The sequence below is a fragment of the Clostridium sp. 'White wine YQ' genome (assembly GCF_028728205.1).
In the GTDB taxonomy this organism is placed as follows: Bacteria; Bacillota; Clostridia; order Clostridiales; family Clostridiaceae; genus Clostridium_T.
Window position 1 is genome coordinate 443664 of sequence record NZ_JAQYUU010000001.1, and the last position, 25212, is coordinate 468875.

At 30.8% G+C, this 25212-nt stretch carries 21 protein-coding genes, 1 tRNA gene and 1 pseudogene; 17 read left to right on the forward strand and 6 right to left on the reverse strand.

From position 1 onward, the window contains the following. Window positions 1-10: 10 nt before the first annotated feature. A pseudogene (locus PTZ02_RS02080) lies at window positions 11-208 on the forward strand (holin); the annotation flags it as partial. Between the two features lie 220 nt (window positions 209-428). On the opposite strand, the gene PTZ02_RS02085 reads toward PTZ02_RS02080, so the two are convergent. Beyond that, on the reverse strand, window positions 429-1262 hold the full coding sequence (locus tag PTZ02_RS02085; RefSeq protein WP_274226166.1) for a PHP domain-containing protein: 834 nt from the start codon (window positions 1260-1262) through the stop codon (window positions 429-431). A gap of 212 nt (window positions 1263-1474) precedes the next feature. Here PTZ02_RS02085 and folE point away from each other — a divergent pair, with 212 nt between their 5' ends. From folE to PTZ02_RS02110, 5 genes are all read left to right on the forward strand, one after another. After that, a complete protein-coding gene (folE, locus tag PTZ02_RS02090) occupies window positions 1475-2032 on the forward strand; it encodes a GTP cyclohydrolase I FolE (RefSeq protein WP_274226167.1) in 558 nt (185 codons plus the stop codon). Beyond that, window positions 2025-2501, forward strand: coding sequence for an HD domain-containing protein (locus tag PTZ02_RS02095; protein ID WP_274226168.1), 477 nt, complete (start codon window positions 2025-2027; stop codon window positions 2499-2501). The genes folE and PTZ02_RS02095 overlap by 8 nt, the downstream gene beginning before the upstream one ends. A 12-nt stretch (window positions 2502-2513) precedes the next feature. Continuing rightward, entirely contained in the window at window positions 2514-3326 is an 813-nt protein-coding gene (gene folP / locus PTZ02_RS02100; RefSeq protein ID WP_274226169.1) for a dihydropteroate synthase, read from the forward strand. 4 nt (window positions 3327-3330) lie between these two features. Next, a complete protein-coding gene (gene folK / locus PTZ02_RS02105; protein WP_274226170.1) occupies window positions 3331-4152 on the forward strand; it encodes a 2-amino-4-hydroxy-6-hydroxymethyldihydropteridine diphosphokinase in 822 nt (273 codons plus the stop codon). Window positions 4153-4307: 155 nt separating this feature from the next. Next, the gene (locus PTZ02_RS02110) at window positions 4308-5345 is read left to right on the forward strand and encodes an abortive infection protein (protein ID WP_274226171.1); all 1038 of its coding nucleotides are present in this window, start codon (window positions 4308-4310) and stop codon (window positions 5343-5345) included. A 24-nt stretch (window positions 5346-5369) separates the two neighbouring features. On the opposite strand, the gene PTZ02_RS02115 is transcribed toward PTZ02_RS02110, so the two are convergent. Both PTZ02_RS02115 and PTZ02_RS02120 read right to left on the reverse strand, forming a co-directional pair. After that, complete coding sequence (locus PTZ02_RS02115; protein ID WP_337992988.1) at window positions 5370-6248, reverse strand: GNAT family N-acetyltransferase; 879 nt, start codon at window positions 6246-6248, stop codon at window positions 5370-5372. A 50-nt stretch (window positions 6249-6298) separates the two neighbouring features. Next, on the reverse strand, window positions 6299-6769 hold the full coding sequence (locus tag PTZ02_RS02120) for a DUF4883 family protein (protein ID WP_274226173.1): 471 nt from the start codon (window positions 6767-6769) through the stop codon (window positions 6299-6301). 206 nt (window positions 6770-6975) lie between these two features. Between PTZ02_RS02120 and PTZ02_RS02125 the strand changes: the two genes are divergently transcribed. The 5 genes from PTZ02_RS02125 (at window position 6976) to PTZ02_RS02145 (ending at window position 11531) form a co-directional block, all read left to right on the forward strand. After that, window positions 6976-7437 (forward strand): hypothetical protein, encoded by a 462-nt coding sequence (locus PTZ02_RS02125; protein WP_274226174.1) that lies wholly within the window; start codon window positions 6976-6978, stop codon window positions 7435-7437. Between the two features lie 97 nt (window positions 7438-7534). After that, the gene (locus PTZ02_RS02130) at window positions 7535-8539 is read left to right on the forward strand and encodes a pyruvate kinase (RefSeq protein ID WP_274226175.1); all 1005 of its coding nucleotides are present in this window, start codon (window positions 7535-7537) and stop codon (window positions 8537-8539) included. 64 nt (window positions 8540-8603) lie between these two features. Further along, window positions 8604-10706 carry an SPFH domain-containing protein gene (locus PTZ02_RS02135; RefSeq protein ID WP_274226176.1) on the forward strand — a complete coding sequence of 701 codons (2103 nt, stop codon included), beginning with the start codon at window positions 8604-8606 and terminating at the stop codon, window positions 10704-10706. A gap of 116 nt (window positions 10707-10822) precedes the next feature. Then, window positions 10823-10907: transfer RNA gene (locus PTZ02_RS02140), tRNA-Leu, on the forward strand. Between the two features lie 282 nt (window positions 10908-11189). After that, window positions 11190-11531: a cupin domain-containing protein gene (locus PTZ02_RS02145; protein WP_274226177.1), complete on the forward strand. Its 342-nt coding sequence runs from the start codon at window positions 11190-11192 to the stop codon at window positions 11529-11531. Window positions 11532-11657: 126 nt separating this feature from the next. Here PTZ02_RS02145 and PTZ02_RS02150 read toward each other — a convergent pair whose 3' ends face one another. After that, entirely contained in the window at window positions 11658-12419 is a 762-nt protein-coding gene (locus PTZ02_RS02150) for a DeoR/GlpR family DNA-binding transcription regulator (RefSeq protein ID WP_274226178.1), read from the reverse strand. Between the two features lie 194 nt (window positions 12420-12613). Here PTZ02_RS02150 and PTZ02_RS02155 point away from each other — a divergent pair, with 194 nt between their 5' ends. The 5 genes from PTZ02_RS02155 to PTZ02_RS02175 all read left to right on the forward strand — a co-directional run bounded on the left by PTZ02_RS02155 (window position 12614) and on the right by PTZ02_RS02175 (window position 23227). Then, entirely contained in the window at window positions 12614-13513 is a 900-nt protein-coding gene (locus tag PTZ02_RS02155) for a glycyl-radical enzyme activating protein (protein ID WP_274226179.1), read from the forward strand. 4 nt (window positions 13514-13517) lie between these two features. After that, window positions 13518-15923, forward strand: coding sequence for a glycyl radical protein (locus PTZ02_RS02160; protein ID WP_274226180.1), 2406 nt, complete (start codon window positions 13518-13520; stop codon window positions 15921-15923). A gap of 236 nt (window positions 15924-16159) precedes the next feature. Beyond that, window positions 16160-16936, forward strand: a complete 777-nt coding sequence (gene gpmA / locus PTZ02_RS02165; RefSeq protein WP_274226181.1) for a 2,3-diphosphoglycerate-dependent phosphoglycerate mutase — start codon at window positions 16160-16162, stop codon at window positions 16934-16936. 280 nt (window positions 16937-17216) lie between these two features. After that, entirely contained in the window at window positions 17217-19652 is a 2436-nt protein-coding gene (locus PTZ02_RS02170; RefSeq protein WP_274226182.1) for an HD domain-containing phosphohydrolase, read from the forward strand. A gap of 176 nt (window positions 19653-19828) precedes the next feature. Next, on the forward strand, window positions 19829-23227 hold the full coding sequence (locus tag PTZ02_RS02175) for a bifunctional metallophosphatase/5'-nucleotidase (protein ID WP_274228053.1): 3399 nt from the start codon (window positions 19829-19831) through the stop codon (window positions 23225-23227). A gap of 200 nt (window positions 23228-23427) precedes the next feature. Here the strand turns inward: PTZ02_RS02175 and PTZ02_RS02180 are convergent, their stop codons facing one another. Then, window positions 23428-23658: a hypothetical protein gene (locus tag PTZ02_RS02180; RefSeq protein WP_274226183.1), complete on the reverse strand. Its 231-nt coding sequence runs from the start codon at window positions 23656-23658 to the stop codon at window positions 23428-23430. A 36-nt stretch (window positions 23659-23694) separates the two neighbouring features. Next, complete coding sequence (locus PTZ02_RS02185; protein ID WP_274226184.1) at window positions 23695-24189, reverse strand: HD domain-containing protein; 495 nt, start codon at window positions 24187-24189, stop codon at window positions 23695-23697. Window positions 24190-24510: 321 nt separating this feature from the next. Between PTZ02_RS02185 and PTZ02_RS02190 the strand changes: the two genes are divergently transcribed. Then, window positions 24511-25203: an iron-sulfur cluster assembly scaffold protein gene (locus tag PTZ02_RS02190; protein ID WP_202767661.1), complete on the forward strand. Its 693-nt coding sequence runs from the start codon at window positions 24511-24513 to the stop codon at window positions 25201-25203. The last annotated feature ends 9 nt before the right edge of the window (window positions 25204-25212 follow it).

The following is a 25212-nucleotide window of genomic DNA, read 5'->3' on the forward strand; positions in this document are numbered from 1 at the left end:
GAAGAGAAGTATGGATAAATCTAGATTTAAAAATTATGGTTTGTGGGTAGCTATATTTGCATTGATTCCCTTAATACTACAAGGATTTGGACTAGATATACTTCCTAAGAATTATCAAGAAATTGTTTCAGGCATATTAGGCATACTAGTTATGGCTGGTATATTAAATAATCCAACAACAGAAAACAAAGGATTCTTAGACGATAAGACTAGTTCAGCAACTACTCCAACTACTAACAGTACTACAACCAATAATACTACCGGAACAACAAGTACTACTGCATCTTCAGGAGAATTTGATCAAATTACTCAAGATACTATAGATAGAGAAAATTCTCAAGGACGATAATAGAAGTTAAGTAATTTAAGATAAGAGTAAAAAAGAAATGAGTAGAATGCAAAACAAAGCATTCTACTCACATTTTTATCTATAAATTATAATAAGCTTTTTTAAAAGCATTTAGCATATCTTCAGGGATTTCAGTAATTCCTAAATCACCATGTTTAGTGTCTCCATGAAGATCTCCATGAAAGTCTCCGCCAGCAGATACTAAAAGATTCTTTTCTGCACATAGCTTAATGAGCTTCTTAGTTTGCTCACTTTTGTTTTGAAAATAAATTGCCTCAAAACCATCAAAGTCAAACTCAGTAAAATCTTTTATTGGAGTCTTTCTTATTAGAATAGGATGAGCTAGAAATACTAAAGCATTATATTTTTTAAGTAGGGCTATTCCTTCAGGAACAGTTATCTTTTTATTTTCTACATAAGCAGGACTTTTATTTGAAATAAACTTATCGAATATTTCATCTTTAGTGTAGGGGTATCCACTTGCAATTATTTCATCAGCAATATGAGGTCTAGCAATAACACCTTTGCCTCTCTTTAAAACATTATCGTAAGAAATTTCAATATTAAAATACTTTTTTAAGTTTTCTACAATCTTTCTTCCCCTGTTAACTCTGTGGTCTTTCAATGAAAGTAAAAAATCAAGTAATTCTTTATTTTTATAACTGTCATCTTTAAAGAATCCTAGCATATGAATAGATTCTCCATTATGTACAGTTGAAAGTTCTATACCAGGAATAAATTCTAAGGATAATTCTTTAGCAATAGTAGAAGCTTCTTCCAAAGAATCAACGGTATCATGATCAGTAATTGCAAGCATCGTTGAACCATTTTCTTTAGCCCTTGTAATTAATTCTCTTGGGGTAAGTCTTCCATCAGAAGCTATTGTATGGGTATGCATATCAACTTTTATCATAGGTTTCTCCTTTCAGAATTAATAAATTAAATATATTTTATATCATTTTCGGGTTATATAATAGTAAAATAAGAAAAAAAGAGAACAATATCTTTAATGATAGTAGTATTGTCAGGTGGAATAGAAAGTAAAAAAATATATTAAAGGAACTAAAACTAATGATATAATTAATAGATATAATAGATATCTAAGCACATATGGAGGTAAAACGGATGGTTGATAAAATTAAAATACAAGATGCAGTAAGGATGATTTTAGAGGCTATTGGAGAAGATCCAGATAGAGAAGGTCTTAAGGATACTCCACTCAGAATAAGCAAAATGTATGAAGAGATATTTTCAGGTATTGGAGAAACGGCTGAAAAATATTTAGATAGAACTTTTACTGCTGAGAGAGATGATTTAGTAATAGAGAAGGATATTACATATTATTCCATGTGTGAACATCACTTAGTTCCATTCTTTGGCAAGGTACATATAGCATATATTCCAAATGGAAAAGTTGCAGGACTTTCAAAGCTTGCTAGAACTGTAGAGGTTTATGCTAAAAAACCACAATTGCAAGAAAGACTAACTGCTGAAATCGCAGATGCCATGATGGAATATTTAAAACCAAAAGGCGTGATGGTTATTATAGAAGGGGAACATATGTGTATGACCATGAGAGGTGTTAAAAAGCCTGGGACCAAGACAGTTACTACTTCTTATAGAGGTGATTTTGAAGAAAATGTTGACCTTAGAAGAGAGGTAAGAGAGCTGATTAATGGATAGAGTAAATGAAATCTTGAATAGCAGAGAATATAGAGCTCTATTAGATAAAATTGAGCTGTTAGAAAAGGATAGACTATACTGCAAACATAATCTTGAGCATTTTTTGAATATGGCAAGGATATGTTACATAATTAATTTAGAAAGAAATCTTGGATTTTCAAAAGAAATAATTTATATTATTGGACTTCTCCATGATATAGGAAGAGGAGAACAATATGAAAAAGGAACTCCTCATAATGAAGCTTCATATGAAATAGCTAAAAGTTTCTTAGATAGAATTAACTTTTCATTGGAAGAAAAAGAGCTTATTAAAGAAGGTATATTAGGGCATAGAAGAATAGAGAAAACTTCTCTTATAGCTAGTCTTATATATGAAGGGGATAAACTATCTAGAGAATGTTATAATTGTAATGCTACTCTTGGATGCAATTGGGATGATAGTAAGAAGAATTTAGAAATAAAGTACTAAAGGGGCGATAAAGTGAAAATAGGTAATAAAGAATTTGATTTAGGGAAAAGGACATATATTATGGGTATACTCAATGTTACTCCAGATTCTTTTTCTGATGGTGGAAAATATAATAATTTAGAACAAGCCTTAAAGCAAGGAGAAAAGTTAATAGCTGAAGGTGCTGATATTATTGATATAGGAGGGGAATCTACTAGGCCAGGTGCTATGTATGTAACTGCAGAGGAAGAAATAAATAGAGTAGTTCCTATAATAAAAGCATTAAAAGAAAAACATGATATTATTATATCAATTGATACTTATAAAGCAGAAGTTGCAGAAGCAGCAGTTAAAGCAGGAGCAGACTTAATAAATGATGTTTGGGGCTTTAAAAAAGATAAGGATATGGCAATTGTGGCTGCAAAGTATGGAGTTCAGTGTTGCCTTATGCATAATAAGGACAATAAGGAATACACTGACGTAATTGAAGATATGAAGAAGGAACTTCAAGAATCGGTTGAAATTGCATTAAAAGCAGGAGTTAAAAAAGAAAATATTATTTTAGATCCAGGAATAGGCTTTGCAAAAACATTAGAAAACAATATTGAGGTTATGGATAGATTAGAGGAATTACTAACACTAGGTTATCCAATGCTTTTAGCTACTTCAAGAAAATCTATGATAGGACTAACTCTAGATCTTCCACCAGAGGAAAGAGTGGAGGGTACTGTAGCTACAACTGTAGTTGGAATAATGAAGGGTTACGATTTTGTGAGAGTTCATGATGTTAAGGAAAATAAAAGAGCTGCACAAATGACTGATGCTATAGTTAGGAGAAATAAATAGTATTATGGATAAATTATATGTAAGAGATTTAGAGGTATTTGCCTTCCATGGTGTGTTTGAGGAAGAGAAAAAATTAGGTCAAAAGTTTTTAATATCCTTAGAACTTTCTTTAGATTTAAAAACTCCAGGAAGAACTGGTGACTTAACTGCTTCAGTACATTATGGAGAATTATCACAAAGGGTTGAGCAGGAATTTAATAAAATAAGCTATGATTTAATTGAAACAGCCTGCAATAAAATTAGTGAATTTGTGCTTATAAATTATCCTTTAGTTAAGGAAATAAAGGTATCTGTTAAGAAGCCTTGGGCACCTATACATAGAAACTTAGATACAGTTGAAGTTGAAATCACTAGAAAAAGAAGTAGGGCAGTGCTATCATTAGGTTCAAACCTAGGCGATAAAGAAGAAAATTTAAAAAAAGCTATAGAAATAATAGATGAGCATGATTTATGCAAAGTATTAAAGACTTCAAGTTTTATAAAGACAGAGCCTTGGGGTTACACAGAGCAAGAAGAATTTTTAAATTGTGCAATAGAAATTGAAACCATGCTATCACCTAGTGAATTAATGGATTTCTTATTACATATAGAACAAAAATTAAAAAGAGAGAGAGTAATTAAATGGGGACCTAGAACACTAGATATAGACATAATTTTTATGGATGAAATAGTATCAAATGATGAACATGTAATATTACCTCATCCAAGAATGCATCAAAGATTATTTGTACTAGAACCAGTAAATGAAATATGTCCATTTTATTTACACCCATTAATGAACAAAAGAGTATTTGAACTTTTAGAAATAGCAAAAGAAACTCCTTAGGGGGTTAGAAACTCCTTAGGGGGTTAGAAACTCCTTAGGGAGTTTCTTTTTGTTTGCTATTGAGATTAAAATAAGCTTTATGATTTTAGCATAAAATATATAATATGTTAAAGACTATAACATATAAAGTATTTTACTAAGGAAGGTGAATTTACATGAGTGAAGCATTGCGCATCAAAGGAATTAATTACGATGTAGGAACTTATACTGATGGAAAAGATAATTCCTCAAGGGATAAGTTTGATTCTAATATTGTTAAACGAGAGATGGAGATAATAAAGAATGACTTGCATTGTAATGCAGTTAGAATTTCAGGCTATGATTTATATAGATTAACTACAGCTGCAAAATATGCTTTAGAGAATGACTTGCAGGTTTGGTTTTCGCCAGCAATCATAGATGAGAATGAAGAAGAAACTCTAGAGTACTATGAAAAGTGTGCTGAAGAAGCTGAAAAACTAAGGGAATCTCAAGATGATATTGTTTTTGTTGCAGGTTGTGAACTTACCTTCTTTATGGATGGACTGGTATTAGGAGACACTGCATTTGAGAGGATAGGAACATTTATGAAACCTATGAAGCTTCTAAAAAGTACTCTTTCTAACGGTTCCTTTAATAAAAATCTAAATAATTACTTATCAAAAGCAACAGATGTTATTAAAGGCAAGTTTAATGGAAAGATAACCTATGCTTCTGGCCCTTGGGAGGATGTAGATTGGGATCTATTTGATATGGTATGTATAGACTATTATATGGATAAAAACAATAAAAACTCATACAGAAAAGGATTGAAAAAATATTATAAACATAAAAAACCTGTGATAATAACAGAGTTTGGGTGCTGCACTTATGAAGGAGCAGAAGATAAAGGAGGTTATGGCTGGGCTATTGTAGATAAAAGTAAAACTCCTCTAGAGATAAGTGGAGATTATAAAAGAGATGAGAGTATTCAGGCAAAATATATAAAGGACTCATTAGATATTTTTTGTGAAGAAGATGTAGAAGGGGCTTTTGTATTTACTTTTATAAGTGGAAACTATCCTCATAAAGAAGAGCCTCTATATGATTTAGATATGGCAGCTTACGGCATTGTTAAAAGTTATGAAGATAAGCTTGGAAATGTTTATAAGGATATGCCATGGGATCCTAAGGCTTCCTTTAATATGATATCAGAATATTATTCAATGATATAAAAACAAAAACCTTTAGATTTTACTCTAAAGGTTTTTCTTATAGTACTCAAAGGCTGTTTCAATTTTAAAGCCGCATTTTTGGTAAAGGTTAAATGCTTTATCATTGTCGCTGTCAACTTCTATGGCAATTTTTTTGAGGTTTCTTTTAATTAATTCATTTAAGACGGAATAAACTAAGTCTTTGCCATATCCTTCACCTTGATACATTGGAGATATTCCAAGACCATTTATCATTGCTTCATTATTCTCAAATCTTACGGAACACATACCTATATAATTTCCATCTACTTCTGCTAAGAATTGCTCTCTATCTTCAGCATTAAATACTTTTGTTGCAATACTTTTTGATTCTTCATAATTTTCGTCAAATATATCTTCGCCTAGAGAGATAAGTGTTGGAATATCATCAATTGTAGGGGAAGATAATTTCATTGAACTTAAAATTTTGTTTTCAGCATGATTAAAATCATATGTGAGTGAGTATTCAGTAAAAGTATATTTTGCACCTAGTTTTTTTATAATGTCTTTTGAAACTATGCATTGTGCCTCGCAAGTAAAAAGTATTCTTTTTACTTTATATTTCTTAAGTTCACTAGTAACAGAGATTTGTAATTCTCTAAAATATCCCCTGTTCCTATAATCAGGATGGGTGTAGGCTGAAAGTTCAGCTTCATATCTTGTAGGAATAAAAATGTTAATTAAGCTTACTAATTGATTATCTTCGTAAGCCAAAAAAGTAGTTTTTATATCCTTACTAAAGTTTAGAGAATTATCAAGAAACATCTCTCCACTTAATTTATCATATGTTTTGCAGACATGTTCTAATTCTCTAATAGATTTAATTATAGCTTTATCTAATGTATTTAAAGTTTTTATAAACAGAAAAATCCCTACCTTCCAAATAACTTATTTATATAATAACACATTCTGACAACTATTTGAGTATTCTAGCCTTATTTTATATAGTGCTTACATAAAGAGATAAGCTTTTGTCCAGGTGGAATACTTAATTCACTTAAAACATCTTCATCAAAAACTCCATCCCAAGGGGCAATGGTTATGATTTCATTTTCATAGACCTTTAAAAGATATTTACTATTTTTAATTGTTACAAACACTTTATATAAACATCTTTTAGTTTTATCTACCGAAGCTTCTTTGTAGTATTCAGGATGTATTGAGTTAACGAAGTCTATAAATGATTTGTTTTCTTCTTTAGGAATTTGTTTCTCTTTATAAAAATTAGTATCAAGTATCGATACTTTAAAATCATCGCTATCACTTAATTTGTCCTTTAACTCTTGAGTATAATATTGTTCTGATGGCTTGGACTCAAGATTTATGTATTTAGGATCTTTAAGAGCACAACCACTTAGTAAGAAAATTAATGAGCAGGCTAAAAATGCTGCCAGAACTTTTTTCATGAAAATCACTCCTTTTTTTGCTTCATTATAATTTATTAAATGGTTATACACCTTAGAACCTTTTAAGGGTAATAACATACAATAATAAAAAGTGTAAATAGCTTTTGAAACATTCATTGCTGTTTACACTTTTCTATAGGGTTTTAAGTTCAACTATTAACTTAAAACCCTATATATAACTTTAAATTCTCTTGAGGAGGAAGTGTATGAAATATGGAATAGATATTGAAAATCGCTATTTAAGAAATAAAATTGCCAAAGAGTTAAGGGAAAAAGACCACGTTGTCATAATTATGAATGATATTGAGTACTCAGGTTTTGGTGATATGTTACTTAAAAAGGTAATCTTAGCTAATCAATCAAAGGTTGATATCTATCTATATTTAAATCTCGTAGAAGGTGATGAGGAGTCATTAAGAATATTTGGAGATGGCAGTAGTCTTTCAAAAAGGTTCTATGAAAAATTTACTTATGAAAAAGAAAAGATAAATTTCAAGGTTTCAGATTATAAAAAAGACATGAGTTATTATATTGTAGCGAATATAGAAAATAGCGTCGTGTGCGTTGAAGTAATGACAAAAAGGGGAATTTCTTTGTGGGAGATTGAACCTTATATCAGTAAAGCATTGCTTGATATAAGCAAGGATTGGGAGGGAATTATAGGGTAGAAGTACTTTATAGTCTCTCCCTTTTAATATAATTTAATGAATAAAATTTAGTTTTAAATTATAGGATTAAAAAAGAAGTAATTTTTAAGGGGTAATTATGGATATAATTTGTACAGTAGCACCAAATACATTAGAAAAAACAACATTAAATAAATTAAGAAATTCAGGTGGAAATATAATCAGGTTAAATTTCTCCCACTTTAGTGAAGATTTCTTTAGGGAAATAGTAAAGAAAATAAGAAAAGAGGGTATTAGTGTCAACATTTTAGGTGATATACAAGGAAGTAAAATAAGGGTGTGGAGTGAAATGCAAAGGCCAATTAGACTTTTGCATAAGGAACTAATTAAAATATGTTCCTATGAAAAATATAAGGAATTAATATCATTAGAGGAAAAACTAATTCCTCTTAATTTGAATATAGATAATTTTAAGAAGATCACTTCTAGGGAAATAACATTTCAAGATGGTGCAATAAATCTTCAAATAGTAAATAAAAATGAAGATTTTTTGATTGGAAAGGTTAAAAGAGGAGGAATTGTTAGGGCAGAAAAAAGCTGTAATATTAAAGGGTATATAAGAGAGGAGAAAAGTATCAGTACTAAAGATAAACGAGATATTGATTTTTGTTTAGAAGAAGAGCTGAATATAATTGCCTTATCTTATATAGAAAGCAAAGAGGGGCTTTTAAAATATAAAAACTATATCTTAAATAAGTCAAAAGAAATGGGAAAAGTCCTTCCTAAATTATATGCTAAAATAGAAACTTTTAAGGGTGTTGAAAATATAAAAAGTATATCAGAAGAATGTGACGGCATTATTATCGCAAGAGGAGATTTGGTGCCAGAGGTTGGGATAAACAATATACCTATTATACAAAGAATGATATTTAAAAGATGTAAATCCAGGGAATTGATAGTAGCTACTCATTTATTAGATTCTTTAGTTAAAGGGAAAGAAGTATCTCCAGCAGAAGTGGATGATATTTATTGGTTTATTAAAAATGGAGCAACAGGATTTTTGTTAGCAAAAGAAACAACAATAACTGATGATCCATCAAAAGCAGTAAATATAATAAATAAGTTAATTAATAAATATTCATAATTTGTAAATAGAAAATTTATACAATGATGATATAATAAGTATATTAATTAAGGGGGGAGAATAAATGACAGACATAATTTTTTGGGTAGTTGGATGCATTGTAGGTATTTTTTTATTATGGTTTCTAATATTTAGGGTATTAGGGCTTACAATAATCAAAAGTGATGAAGTAGGAATAGTAGAAATTTGGCTTGGTAGAAAAAAAGGACAGAAGGATAATAACTCAGTTATTTCTCTTAATGGAGAAGCTGGATATCAGCCAGATTTATTAAAACCAGGAATTCATCTAAGATCAGTATTTAAATACAAAATTCATAGACAAAAGCTTATTACTATTCCACAAGGACAAATTGGGTATGTTTTTGCTCGTGACGGAGAAGCTTTAAAGCCATCTCAATCTCTGGGAAAAATAATAGATTCATGCAATAATTTTCAAAGTGTTAGAGCATTCTTAGAAAATGGTGGTCAAAAAGGACCTCAAAGAGGAATACTAAGAGAAGGTACTTATGCTTTTAATACAGCACAATTCATAATTATAACTGAAAGTCAGATTTATTATTTACCTATTGGTAATGATGATAAAGCTTCAGTTATGGGAATGGCAAATGATATATGGAATAAGAGTAATCCAAATCCATATGCAAATGGGTTTAGACCAATAGTTATTGAAGGTGAAAGTGATCTAGTAGGAGTTGTAACTACAAAAGACGGTCCATCTTTACCAGAAGGAGATATAATAGCCCCAGTTGTAGGAAATGACAAAAACTTAAAAGAAATCTATCACAATAATTTTCAGGATATTGAAAAGTTCTTAGCAGCTGGAGGATATAGAGGTAGACAACTTCAAGTAATTACAGATGGTAAGTACTATATAAATAGACTGTTTGCATCAGTAGAATTAGTTAAAAAGACAATAATTGATGTGGGATATGTTGGAGTAGTTAACTCCTTTACAGGTGCAAAAGGAAAAGACCAGTCTGATGTAACTTATACTCATGGAGAATTGGTTGCAAGTAGTGAAAGAGGTGTATGGAAAGAACCGTTAATGGCTGGTAAATATGCTTTGAATCCATATGCAATCAAGGTATTTCCAGTTCCAACTACAAACTTTATTTTAAAATGGAATAGTAAAGAGAATGGAAAGTTACAATATGATAGTAATTTAAAGGAAGTAAGCTTAATAACTAAGGATGCCTTTGAACCATTATTACCACTATCAGTTGTAGTGCATATAGACTATAAGAAAGCTCCGCTTGTAATTCAAAGATTTGGTGATATTAAAATGCTTGTTGAGCAGACTTTAGATCCACTAATAGGAACTTATTTTAAAAATATTGGACAGACTAAGACCTTAATTGAGCTAGTTCAAAATAGAACAGAGATACAACTATTAGCCACTGAGGCTATGAAAGAAAAATTCGAAAAATACAATCTTGAACTTGAAGAGGTATTAGTAGGAACTCCTTCAGGAGAAAAAGATCCTCGTATTGAAGATATGTTAACTCAGTTAAGAGATAGACAAATAGCAAGAGAAAAAATAGAAACCTATAAGAGTCAAAAAGATGCAGCAGACATGGAAAAAACTTTAAGAGAAGCAGAAGCTGTAGCTAAGCAACAAACCATGAAAACAGAATCTTTAATTAATATTGAAATTCAGGCTAACCAAGGTAAAGCAGAACTTGAAAGATCTATTCAAGAAGCTAAGAAAATAGAAACTATAGCAATGGCAAATGCCAATAAAACTAAGTTCGAAGCTGAAGCTCAAGCTGAACTTGAAGCAAGGGTAGGTATAGGTAAAGCTATAGCTATCGAAGAACAAGTTAGAGCATACGGTGGACCACAATATCAAGTTACTCAAGATGTAATGGACAAATTCACAAAAGCAATAGCAACATCAGGAATTGATATAGTTCCTAAGAATGTTATTACTATGGGAAATAGTGCTGAAAATGGACATGTAGATGCTGTTCAAAGCTTGCTAACTGTACTACTAAGCAAAGAAATTGGCGTTGAATATAAACCTAATGAAAATCACAATATTGTAGTGGAAGAAATTAAGAAATCCATTATTGAAACCATAAACTCAAAGGACAAAGACAAAAAGGAAAGTAAAGAAGTAAGAGAAGAAAGTGAGCAAACTATAACTACAAAAGACATTAAAGAATAAATAAAAAGAGGATATCTAAAAATAGCTTTAAGATATCCTCTTTCTATATTTTAACATGAAATTACAAGTTAATATTGCATTAACATAAAAGATGTGATAATATATTTAAGTGCCTTGCTGATGTGGCGGAATGGCAGACGCAGTGGACTCAAAATCCACCGACCACAAATCGTGAGGGTTCGAGTCCCTCCATCAGCACCAAAAAAAGAGAAGTGAATTAATATTCACTTCTCTTTTTTTATATCCATTTTTAATATGGCTAAATTGCTATGCTAATGTAATATGGACGAGTTTTCCAGTTGGTGATAATATTTTAATTAGAAATAAATATGGTAAGTATAATAGGGTTGATTAAGAATTGATGTGACAGCTTTAATTTGTTTTATATACTATATAAAACTATAATCAAATGAACAATAGTAAAATATGACGAATTAAGAGATTCACTTTTAGATTTAAAGTATAAAATCGGAGGAATAAAAAATGAAAATTAGTAAGGATAATGCAGAACACTATATTTGGGGAGGCATATGTGATGGTTGGCATTTAGTTAAAACTAATGAACTAAGTATTATACATGAGAAGATGCCTTCAAAAACTTCAGAAGTTAGGCATCTTCATCAAAAAGCAAAGCAGTTTTTCTTTGTACTGTCCGGACAAGCAACAATAGAACTCAATGAGAAAACTATTTTATTAAATGAGTACGAAGGAATAGAAATATTACCAGGGATTCCTCACCAGATGATGAATAATTCAGATTGTGACATAGAATTTGTGGTTGTTTCTACGCCTACAAGTAAAGGTGATAGAATTTTAGTTGAATAGATATAATTATAAATTATGTTGCACAATTTTCTTATATTGAGCATTATAGCCTTAAAATTTCACCTGAAATTTTAAGGCTATTTTTCAACACTATATTAAAATATAGTCATTTATTTAGATTAAAGTTTAAATTACTCTAATATCCTTAGACTCTAAAACATCTAAAATCTTCTTTTCAGGAAGCTCATCTGTAATGATATTATTTATATCATCTAAAATAGCAAATCTATATGAACCGTCAAAAATAAACTTAGTATTTTCCATTACTATAAAGGTTTCTTTTGAAGCTTTGATAATAGCTTTTTTAGTGTTACCTTCCTCTAAATCAAAGTTACTTATGCTGTTATCAAGTACATTAACTCCACAGCTACCTATGAAGGCTTTATCTACTCTATATTTAGAAATATCTAATGAGGCAGCAGAACCTACAACCCCTCCAAGAAGTTTGTTATATCTTCCGCCAATGCAAATTAATTCAGTATTAGTATTTTCATTAAAGAGAGTTGAGATCTCTACCATATTTGTAACTAATGTAACTTTTTTATTTTCTTCAGCTATTAATTTAGCTATCAAAAAATTAATACTGGATATATCTAAAAAAATCATATCCAAGTCATTGATTTCTTTAAGAGCTTTTCTAGCTATAACTTGTTTTTTATCAGTATTTCTAACAAGCCTAGTTTCAATGCTTGTGCTTTCAGCCTTTTTTCTTTCAAGTATTGCCCCACCATAAGTTCTCTTCAATTTTCCTTCTTTTTCAAGTCTCTGAAGATCTTTTCTTATCATAGGTTCGGACATGTTAAATTTCGCACTTAAATCTTTAACATATACTTTTCCTTGCTCCTCTAATATATTAATAATTGCATTTAATCTTTCTTCTGCAAACATTTAATTCCTCCTTGAGTGATAATGAATGATAAAATTTGATAATATACTTATTGTATATTAAATGAAGTTAAAAATAAAGATTATTATAAATAAACCTTATAATAATATATTGACGCAAAAATATTTTAAGAGTAAAATGATATTGAACAATAACAAGTGATAATGAATGATAATTAGTGAAAGGGTGAGAGAAGATGGAAGCCTTGATTTGCGATATTGAACATTATGCCATACATGATGGTCCAGGGATTAGAACAGTGGTTTTCTTAAAAGGTTGTCCTTTAAGGTGCTTGTGGTGTAGTAATCCTGAAACTCAGAGTAGTAAAAATCAATTGTATTATTCGGATACTAATTGTATTTTATGTGGAAGATGTATAGAAAGTTGTGATGATTTAGCATTAAGTTTAGTAGATGGGAAGATAAAAATAGATCATGAAAAGTGTACAACCTGCGGCAAATGTATTAAAGCTTGTCCGACTTCATCTCTGAAATTTGTTGCTGAACACATGACAGTTCAGGAGGTTTTTGAAGAGGTTTACAAAGATGAAGTTTTCTATAGACAATCTTCAGGAGGAATAACAGTTTCTGGGGGAGAAGTACTCATGAATGCTGATTTTGTTATAGAACTACTTACTAAGTGCAAAGAAAATTATATAAATACTGCCGTTGAGACTTCAGGATATGGAAACGTTGAAAAGTTAAAAGAACTAAGCAAAGTTACAGATACTTTCTTATTTGATATAAAGCATACTGATTCACAAATTCATAAAGAGCTAACGGGGGTACCTAATGAAGTTATACTAAATAATCTTAAAGAGCTTTCTAGGCTAAACAAACAGATTATTATAAGAATTCCATTAATAACAGGTTTAAATGATGATAAAGAAAACATAGGTAAAACTATTAAAATAGCCAAGGAAAATAATATTAATGAAATTCATATTCTTCCTTATCACACCTTAGGAATGGACAAATATAAGAGACTACAGAAGGAATATAAGCTAAAAGATTTAGAAAAAAGAGATTTAAAATATATAGAAACTTTAAAGGCTATGGTTGAAGAAGAAAATATAAAATGTATTATAGGGGGATAGAAAAATGAAAAGTTTTGAAATTAAAAGTGAAAGAATTAAAAAGTTAAGGGAATCTGTTTTATCCCAAACTCCAATGGTGTGCATTGAGCGTGCAAGATATATCACTGAGGCTTATAAAGAAAATGAAGCTCAGCCAATATACATTAAAAGGGCTAGAGCAGTAGAAAAAATCTTAAGAAATATGAGCATCTATATTAAAGATGGGGAACTTATAGTAGGTAATCAAGCCTCAGAAGAAAGAACTGCACCAATATTTCCAGAGTATGCAGTAGATTGGATGGAGGATGAACTTAATGATAAAGGGAATTTCAATAAGAGAGATGGAGATAACTTTTATCTTCCAGAGGAACATATAGAAGAACTAAGAGAAATTATAGGTTATTGGAAAGGAAAGACCTTAAAAGATAAGTGTATGGCAGTAATTCCTGAAGAGGTTAAGAAAGCTTCTGAAATTAAAGTTATACATGGAGAAGGAAATATGACATCTGGGGATGGGCATATAGTACCTGATTTTGAAAAAGCTTTAAAGTTAGGATTGAATGGAATTATAAAAGAAGCAGAAGAAAGATTTAATAAAATTGATATAAGTGATGATGATGCATTAAGGGAAATAGCTTTTCTACAATCTATAATTATAATTAATAAAAGCATTATAGAATTTGGAGAAAGATATTCAAGGCTTGCATATGAATTAAGTGAAAAAGAGACAGACGAGAAGAAAAAAGAAGAATTAATAAAGATATCAAAAATTTGTAAGAAGGTACCAGGAGATGCTCCAGAAAGTTTTGAAGAAGCTCTTCAAATGATTTGGTTTATTCATTTAGTAATACAAATAGAAAGCAATGGACACTCTGCATCTCTTGGAAGAGTGGATCAATACTTAAACTCTTATTATATGAAAGATATTAAAGAAGGAATAATCGATAGAGAATATGCCAAAGAGTTATTACAATGCTTATGGATAAAGCTATATTCAATTCTTAAGATAAGATCAACTTCTCATTCAGGCTATGGGGCAGGATATCCGACTTATCAAAATGTTACAATTGGAGGAACTAATTCTGACTTTACTGATGCAGTAAATGAATTGAGCTTTTTGATTTTAGAAAGTGTTGGGGAAGCAAAATTAACTCAACCAAATCTTTCAGCAAGGGTTCATGCAAATACATCGGAAAGATTTTTAAGAGAATGCGCTGAAGTTATATCCACAGGCTTTGGAATGCCTGCACTTCATAATGATGATATAATCATTCCTGCTCTTCTAAACAAAGGTGTATACTACAAAGATGCTTATAACTATACAATGGTAGGTTGTGTTGAAGTAGCTGTTCCAGGAAAATGGGGCTATAGATGTACAGGAATGACATTCCTTAATTTTATAAAAGCCTTTGAACTTACACTAAATGATGGATTTGATAAAAGAACTGGATATATTCTTAATGCAGGAAATGGTTCATTAAAGGATTTTAAAGAATATGAAGATCTTTGGAAAGCTTGGGAGAAGAATATAGAATATTATACAAAATTATCAGTAGTTTCAGATAAGGTTGCAGATGTAAATCTATTAGATTATCCAGATATATTCTGCTCTTCATTAATTGATAATTGCATAGAAAGATGTAAAACTATAAAAGAAGGGGGAGCTGTATATGATATAATTTCAGGGCTTCAAGTTGGACTAGCAAATGCAGCTAATAGTTTTGCAGCTCTTAAGAAATTTGTATATGAGGATAAATTATTTACCCTAGAAGAAATAAAAGATGCATTAGATAGCAACTTTGAAGGAGTTAATGGAGAAAGAATAAGAAAAGTATTAGAGGGAGCACCAAAATACGGAAATGATAATTCATATGTTGATAATATAGCTGTGGATGTATATGAAACCTATATTAAAGAGATTTCAAAATATAATAATACAAGGTATGGTAAAGGTCCAATAGGCGGGAATTATGGTTTATCTACATCAGGAATATCTTCTAATGTACCAATGGGATGTGTAACTGGAGCAACCCCTGATGGAAGAAAGGCATGGACTCCAGCTGCAGAAGGATGTTCACCAGTACAAGGAACAGATACTAAAGGACCAACATCAGTTTTAAAAACTGTATCAAAACTTCCTAATATTCTTATGACTGGCGGTCAATTATTAAATGTTAGATTTACTCCAAACTTAGTTAATAATGATATTGGATTTGAAAAGTTTATTATGTTTATTAAGAGCTTTATTGCAGTTAAGGGATGGCATATTCAATTTAATATCATGTCTACAGAAACCTTAAGAAATGCACAAAAGAACCCAGAAGAATATAGAGATATAATAGTTAGAGTTGCGGGATATTGTGCACAATTTGTAACATTAGATGCTACTACACAAGAAGACATTATAAGCAGAACGGAACAAAGATTTTAATAATCTTAAAAGCCACTAGAGTAACAATTCTTTAGTGGCTTTTATACTTTGTATAAAAGGGCAATAAACTTAGAAAAATGAAATAAAAAGGGTAAGTAATGGTTTAAATTATGTTATTTAGGAGTTTTTAGATAATATAGGAGGTTAAATATAAGCATATTAGGTGTATAATTATTATATAGTAATGATTATTAATATCGATTAAATAAATATAATGGAGGATAGGAGGAAATATTATGAAAAAAGTTGTTTTGTTAAGACATGGAGAAAGTGTATGGAATAAAGAAAACAGGTTTACAGGCTGGTCAGATGTGGAGCTTTCAGAGAAAGGCATTGAAGAAGCTAAGAAGGCAGGAGAAATACTTAGAAAAGAGGGTTATAATTTCGATAAAGGATTTTCTTCAGTACTTAAAAGGTCAATTAAGACTTTATGGTACGTATTAGATGAATTAGATTTATTATGGATACCAGTAGAAAGATCTTGGAGATTAAACGAGAGACATTATGGAGCACTTCAAGGGCTTAACAAGGCAGAAACTGCATTGAAATATGGAGACGAACAAGTCCATAAATGGAGAAGAGACTCAGAAGTATATCCACCTGCTTTATCAAAAGATGACGAAAGATACCCTGGAAATGAAAAAAAATATAGTGAGTTAAAAGAAGAAGAACTACCACTTACTGAAAATTTAAATGACACTATTAAGAGGGTTATACCTTACTGGAATGAAGTCATAGCACCAGAAGTTAAAAGTGGCAAGAATATAGTAATAGCAGCTCATGGAAATAGTCTTAGAGCTTTAGTTAAGTATTTGGACAATCTATCAAATGAAGAGGTTACTAATTTAAATATTCCAACAGGAACTCCTTTGGTTTATGAACTTGATGATGAATTAAAACCAATAAGGCATTATTATCTAGGAGATCCTGAGGAAATTAGGAAAGCAGAAGAAGCAGTTCAAAAACAAGGGGAAGCTGCAAAGGAAGAGGTAGCTAGTTCCATAAGGGTATAAAATTATCACAAGAAAAGAGCAGCAAAAAAAGTTAGTAAATGCTCCTTGGAAAATAGGAAATTATCACCACAACTGCCTAGATAATGAAATTTAATTAATACAGAGAATTCTCTTAAAATGAGATTTTCTGTATTTTTTTATGGGAAATATTATCTTATGCATCATGACGAAAAAAGAAGAAAAATGAAGAAGAAACAATAAAGAAAAGTAGATAAACATACGATAATAATAATATAAATTGCAAGATATAGAAGAAAAATCCTTTGTGGGGAGTGATGAAATGAAGGTTAAACAAAAAACTTTTTCTGTAGTTATTTTAAGTTTTATCTTCATGTTTCTGGTAACATATGCTGTATTTTATCTAGCATATTATGGATTCATAGAGAAACATAAAAAAAATGAAATAGAAGAAAGCTTTCAAACGGTAGACTATATTTTAAGCAATGAAGAAGAAAATTTGAAAAGTTCGCTTTTAGATTGGGCCGTTTGGGATGATACCTATGAATTTATAAATAATAAAAATGACGATTATATAAAATCTAACTTAGACTTTAGCTCGCTAGTTACACTGAATTTGAAAATGATGATCTTTTTAGATGATAAAGGTAATTTGGTATATAGTAAAGAAACTGGAATTGATAAAGAAGTAGCAGAAGAGTTGAGTAATGAAATTTTACTAAAGAATAAAGAGATAAAAGATATTGGAAGTACTAAAAGTCCATTGCTTTTAGTAAAAAATAAAGCTTTTCTAGTTGCAAAGTCAAAGGTTACAAAATCAGATGATTCAGCTGATAGTAACGGATACTTGATATTTATTAGAGAAATTGATAATAAATTATTAGATTACATTCAAAAAACAGCAAAGACATCACTCACATTTAATAATATAAGTATTTCAGAAGATAAATATTACAAGGATTTCAAAAGTTTAAATAATGAAGTTAAGTACCAAAAAGATAAATCGAGTTTTGAGGCTTATAAAGTTGAAACTGACGTATATGGTGAAAAGACTATAATGTTTTCCATAGAAACAGAACAAACTGATTATCAAGAATATTATTTTAGTATTTTTGTAATAGGAATTATTCTACAGATTTTATTAGTATTTGTTATTGATTATATAGTTATCGACAAGCAAATATTTAAAAGACTTTCTAAATTGACTGATTTTATAGAGTATGTGGCAAAAACAAAGGATACGAGTCTCAATATTCAACTTAGTGGAGAGGATGAGCTTAATCAGCTAGCTGACTCTACTAACAGGATGTTAATGGAATTAAATAATGCCTACAAGGATATTAAAGAGAGTGATAAAAGATTTAGAATAATAATGGAAGCTACGAGTGATGGATATTTAGATTTCTATGTGAAAAGCAGAGAAGTTTATATTAGCCCAGAATGGAAAGAAGAAATAGGGTACGAGGGCGAAAATGGAATTGAATTATTTAAAAGTTATGTCTCTAAAATTCACCCTGATTGCATTGATAGATTAAGGGAAAAGTTCTACAAAGTAATTAAAGGTGAAGAAGATAGTTTCACAGAGGAATTTAAAATTATAAAAGAGTCTGGTGATATAATTTGGGTATCACAAAGAGGAAAGGTTTCAGAGAAAGACTCACATGGAAAGCCAATAAGGATAGTAAGCACTTTATCTAATATAACAGACAGAAAGAAATATGAAGAAGAAATATTATATTTAAGTTTTACTGATAAGCTTACTGGAATTAAAAATAGAGCTTATATGGAAAAGGTCTTTAGTGAATTAGATTCTAACGAAGAAGCTAAATATTTCATTATAATGGGAGATTTAAATGGATTAAAGCTAGTAAATGATTCTTTTGGACATACAGAGGGAGATAAATTGATTTATGCTGCAAGCAAAATATTAAGGGAAGCATGCAGTACCCATGAGATTATCTCAAGATGGGGTGGAGATGAATTTATTATAGTCATTGTAGATAAAGATAGAAGTTATATTTCAAAATTAATTGATGACATAAAAATTGCATGCCTGAAAGAAACAGGATATAAATTTAATATTAGCATAGCCTTAGGATATGCCGAAAAAAATGATGAATATCCTAATACTGAAGCTGTAATGTGTTTAGCTGAAAAAAGAATGTATCGTAATAAGCTTATGGAGGATAAGAGCTCTAGAAATTCTACAATAAGTTCATTATTAAGGACATTACATGAAAAACATAGTGAAACAGAGCAGCATACCATGAGAATAAAGAAATTAAGTTTAAAGCTAGGAAAGAGATTAGGATTAAGTGAAGATAAATTGGATGAACTAGGATTACTAGCTCTATTACATGATATTGGAAAGATAGGAATACCTGAGCAGATATTAATGAAGCCTTCATCCTTAACAAAAGAAGAGTTTGATATAATGAAGACCCATACAGAAATAGGATATAGAATTGCTAAATCAACACCTGTACTAGCACATATTGCAGATGAAATACTAAATCACCATGAAAAATATGATGGTACAGGCTATCCTATAGGACTAAAAGGAGAAGAAATTCCTCTTTTAGCAAGGATAATAAACATTGTAGATTCCTTTGATGTAATGACTCATCAGAGAGTTTACAAGGAAGCATTAAGTGTTGAATTTGCCATTGAGGAATTAAAAAGATGTTCAGGAAAACAGTTTGATCCATATATAGTGCAAGAGTTTATTGACTTAATAAATGAAAAGAAAATATACTAGTTTAGAAAGGATTATCTTAAAGTGAATTTATATTTACTTTGGGATAATCCTTAAAATTTTTATATAAAATATGCATAATCACGAACTTTTACATAAATTTTACTTTGCTATAATATAATTATATGGGAAAATATGGTAAAGTTTTCTTATAAAATTATGTAAGGGGATGGGTAATGTTGAAAAGGGTTCTAAGGCAAAAAAAATTAACAGCTTTATTTGTAGCAATGTTTGTTGTATTTTCACTATTCTCAAACGGCTTCGTAAGCATAGCTAAAGCAGCTACAGCTGAGAAAAATTTTGACATAATAGAGGTTACTGACTTTCATGGTACACTTTTAGATTCTAGTAATAATCAAGTTGCAGCAGTTCTAGGAGATAGGATAGAGAAAGTTCAAAACTCGAATCCAGGAAGAACTCTTCTATTAGGGGGAGGAGATTTATATCAAGGATCTGCCATATCAAATATGCTTAAGGGAGTTCCAGTAGAGCAGGTATTTAGCAAATTAGGAATGGAAGTAACTGCCTTAGGTAATCACGAGTTTGATTGGGGGATAGATACACTTAAGAATGTAACCATGAAGGGGGCAGGTTACTCAATAGTTTGTTCTAATGTTTATGATAAAACTACTGGAAAAAGAGCTTTTGATCCATACAAAATTATTGAGAAAGATGGTGTTAAGATTGCAGTTATTGGAGCAATCACAGATACTACACCTACTATAATACTTCCAGCTTTTGGGGACAATTATAAGTTTACAGACGTTGCTACTGAAGTAAATTCTTTAGCAAAAGAAATAAAAGATAAAAAGCTAGCAGATGTAACATTAGCTTTAATTCATGAAGGAGATAACTTAGATAATGCTACAGGGCCAATATTTGATATAGCAAATAGCTTATCAAATGTAGATGCTGTTTTTGGAGGACACTCTCATTCAAAGGTATATGCAAATGCTTCAGTTACAAAAATTCCAGTGTATATTGCAAACTCAAGTGGTAAAGGATTTATTGATGCAAAATTTAAAGTAACATCAGAAGGTAAGGTTGAGTTTAATACACCTAGTGCCGCAGACTATACAGCTTTAGATAATGCAAATGGATATAAAACAAGTAATCCAATAATAGATCAAAATATTAAAGCAATTGTAGATGATGCAAATACTAAAGTTGCACCAATATCATCAGAGGTTATAGGTAAAAATAGCGGAAGTATATTGAAAAGAACTCAAAGTGCAGAGCCATACGGATCATCATTTTTAGGGAAGTGGGCATCAGACGTAACAAGAAATGCAGTATCAGCTGATGTTGGAATTCAAAATAACGGAGGATTAAGAATAGATATTCCTACTGGAGATATAACAGTTGGAACTATGTGGCAGTTCATGCCTTTTGATAACACCGTATATAAATTAACTATGAATAAAGCAGGCCTTAAATCAGTCTTAGAACAGGCAGTACAAGACGGAGGAAAAGGAATACAAGTATCTGGAATAAAGTTTTCTTATAATTCTTCTAATGCTAGCGGAGAAAGAATAGTTAATATAACTAGAGAAGATGGTTCACCTATATCAGATAGCGAAGCGCTTACAGTTGCTGCTCCAGATTTCTTAGCTACTGGCGGTGATGGATTTACAAACTTTAAAAACTTAGGAGGAACCAATCCTGCAAATGATTCACACATTCTTGTTAGAGAGGCATTAATAAATTGGTTAAGACAGCATAAGGCTAATGATCCAAGTATAACTACATCTACTGAAAATAGAATAATAAATGTTTCTGGTGAAAAAACTATTTCAGTTGTAGCCACATCAGATATACATGGTAATGTCTACAATTATGATTATGCAACAGGTAAAGCTCCTTCAAAGCCACAAGGTTTAGCAAAGGTATCTACCTATGTTAAAGGACTTAGAGCTTCAAATTCAAATGTTATGCTTATAGATAATGGAGATACAATACAAGGAACTCCACTATCATATTACTATGATATGATTGATACTAAAACAGAGTATCCTATGACTAAGGTTATGGGAGCTATGGGATATGATACTTGGACACTTGGAAATCATGAGTTCAATTATGGCTTAGATACATTAAATAGAATAATTGGAGATGCAAGGAGCCATGACATTCACGTTTTATCTGCAAATACCTATAAAGACAATGGAAGTAACTTTGTAGATCCTTATTATATAAAGAGTTTTAATGTAAATGGCAAGGAAATAAAGGTAGGTATACTAGGCTTAACTACTAAGTGCATACCAAATTGGGAAGATGCAGCACATTATAAAGGATTAAAATTTAATGACTTAGTAGATGAAGCAAAAAAATGGGTACCTGAGGTAAGAGCAAAAGGAGCGGATATTGTTATAGTTGCTGCTCATAGTGGAGAAGAAAGTGCTTCAGATGTTATTCCAGAAAATGAAATAAAAGCTTTAGCTACAGGAGTTACTGGAATAGACGCAATAGTTGCAGGACATGCACACTCAACTTTAAATGATCTTAAATTAAAGAATCCAGAAGGAAAAGTTGTACCAGTAGTTGAACCTGGTAAATGGGCAAACAATGTTTCACAAATAGATATAAATATCGCAAGTAATGGTAGTCTAAATGGAATAAATACAAAAAATGTGCCAATGGATAATGCCATTGAAGAAGATCAAGTTATTAAGGATTTAGCACAGCCATACCAAGATACAACATTAAAGTATATTCAAACTGTACTTGGAACATCAACTGGGGAATTTAAAGGTGAAGGACAATTGGAAAAGCCAACTGCAATAATGGAACTAATAAATAAAGTACAAAAAGAAGCAGCAGGAACTCAACTCTCAATTGCAGCACCATTAAGTGCATCAGCATATATACCAAAAGGAAATGTTACTATAAAAGATGTAATGTCAGTGTATGTATTTGAGAATTTCCTATATGGAGTAAAGATGAATGGAAAGCAACTGAAGGATTGGATGGAATATTCAGTAAGATACTACAAACAAGTATCAAATGAAAATGACCCAATTACAAAAGACACAGTTTTAAATATTGCAGACTATAATTTAGATCAATTATATGGTGCAACTTATGATATAGATTTAACTGAACCAGCTTGTACAATTGACAAAGTTACAGATAGAGTAGTTTCAGGGAATAGAATTAAGAACTTAAAGATAAATGGAGTATCAGTTAAAGAAGATACAATATATACAGTTGCCATCAATAATTATAGATACAATGGCGGTGGAGGCTTTATGAAAGCCGTTGGATTAAGTAGTACTGATCCAAGTATAGTAACCTATGATTCCTCAAAGGCATTAGGCGACGATGGACAAGTAAGAAGCTTGATGATGAGCTATATTCAAAATCATAAGACCATTTCTCCAGATTGTTCAAACAATTGGAAGGCAAGTACAAAGCCTGTTAGCATAATTGGAGATGTAGTTAATCCTTCAACTCCTAGTGAAAACTCAGATCTTCCTAAGACAGGTAGTGTAGTTAGTGCAGAAAGGCTTTTAGCATTTGGATTGGTATTAGCTGCAATAGGGTACGGATTACAACGTAAAAAGAAGAAAATAAGTTAATTAAAGGGACGGTTCTACACTTTTAAAGTGCAGAACCGTCCCCATTTTTATCTGATATTAAAAATTAGCACTAGAGCTAACATTATAAGTCCTATTATTCGAGTTAATAAAACTGATCTTTTTATTCCAAGAAATGCATTTGTTTGAGGCGTAGCAAAAGGAAATAAAATGATTGTGAGTGCAGCACCTCCGCACATTATTTATAAGCCTATTTTAGGCATGAAAGTAAGAGGAATACCTATAAATACAGAGAGCAATATACCTGTAACAAAAAACTTTAAATTCCTAGATACTTTTTGATAATAAGAAGTAGTTTTTTTCTCACATTCATCACTGCATATAAGCATTTTATTTTCACCTAAATTTTCACTCTTTAAAGTAAGTTCTTTATAGCCATCACCATTTTTACCACACCAAATACATTTGTCCATTTTAACATCTCCAAACTAATAAATATAATGCAGAAATTATATTACATAAATCGAATCCAAATATTTTCTTCCTGTGGTTGTTTTTAAATACTTATCCTTAAAAGTTTCAATAGCTCGTCTATTCATGTTATCTTCGTAGGCATTAACTAGAAAATCAGCCTCAATAAGAATTTGTAGATCTAAGCCGTTTATTTTGCTATAACTATGATGGTTTCCTATTAAATAACAAACCCTATCTACTGTTTCTTCATCTAGATTTAAATCTTTAAGTAACTCTCTAGCTACTGGTGGACCCTCTATTTCTTGATAATTACCAGCTGAACTATTATATTTTCTTTCGCTTTCCTTAATGCCTATATCATGAAGAATAGAGGATATTTCAAGTATCAAAAGTTCGTTATTATTAAGTCCTTCTAATTCTCCAATATTTTTACTAAAACTGTAAACCTTAAGGGCATGATTTATTCTTCTAATGTCTTTTTCAAAATAGAAAATCATTTTTTGTAATACTAAACTTGGAATATGTTCCATAAAAAACACCTCTTAGTTAATTTATATAAATGTATTTTATCACTTAATTTATAGCTTGTTCAACTTATAGAAAAGATTGCCATCAAAATATATAAGATAATTGAGGATATTAATGAAAAATTATCAATAATTGTAGCATTGGAGGAGGAATTTTTAAATTTTGAAAAATTTATATTGTTTGAGACATGTTCATTTGTTAGAATATACATAGGTAATAAATAACCCAGCGGGACAATAAAGTGCCCGTTTGAAAAAATAGCCCTTTCGAATAACCTTTAATTTTAGGCTATAAATTCTAATTGTTAGGGAGGAGTAACAAATATGATGTATTCAAAAGAAGTTGAAGAAATGTGTGTAGTTGCTAAAGGCCCAAATCATGGACCAGCACCAATTCCTGTAGAAGGAAAATGGGTACAAGCTAAAGAAGTTACAGACATATCAGCATTAACTCACGGAGTAGGCTGGTGTGCACCACAACAAGGAGCTTGTAAATTAACTTTAAACGTTAAGGATGGAATTATTCAAGAAGCTTTAGTTGAAACTATAGGTTGTTCTGGAATGACTCACTCAGCTGCTATGGCATCTGAAATATTACCAGGAAAAACTATATTAGAAGCATTAAATACAGACCTAGTTTGTGATGCTATCAATACAGCTATGAGAGAATTATTCCTTCAAATCGTATACGGAAGATCTCAAAGTGCTTTCTCAGAAGGTGGACTTCCTATAGGAGCAGGTCTTGAAGACTTAGGAAAAGGATTAAGAAGCCAAGTTGGTACAATGTATGGAACTTTAGCTAAAGGCCCAAGATACTTAGAAATGGCTGAAGGATACGTAACTAACGTTGCTTTAGATACTGATAACCAAATCATTGGATATAAGTTCGTTAACTTAGGAAAAATGATGGAATCTGTAGCTAAGGGAGTAGATGCTCAAACAGCTTTAGAACAAGCAACAGGTCAATATGGTAGATTTGATGATGCTGCTAAAGTAATAGACCCAAGACATGCATAATTAAGTGGT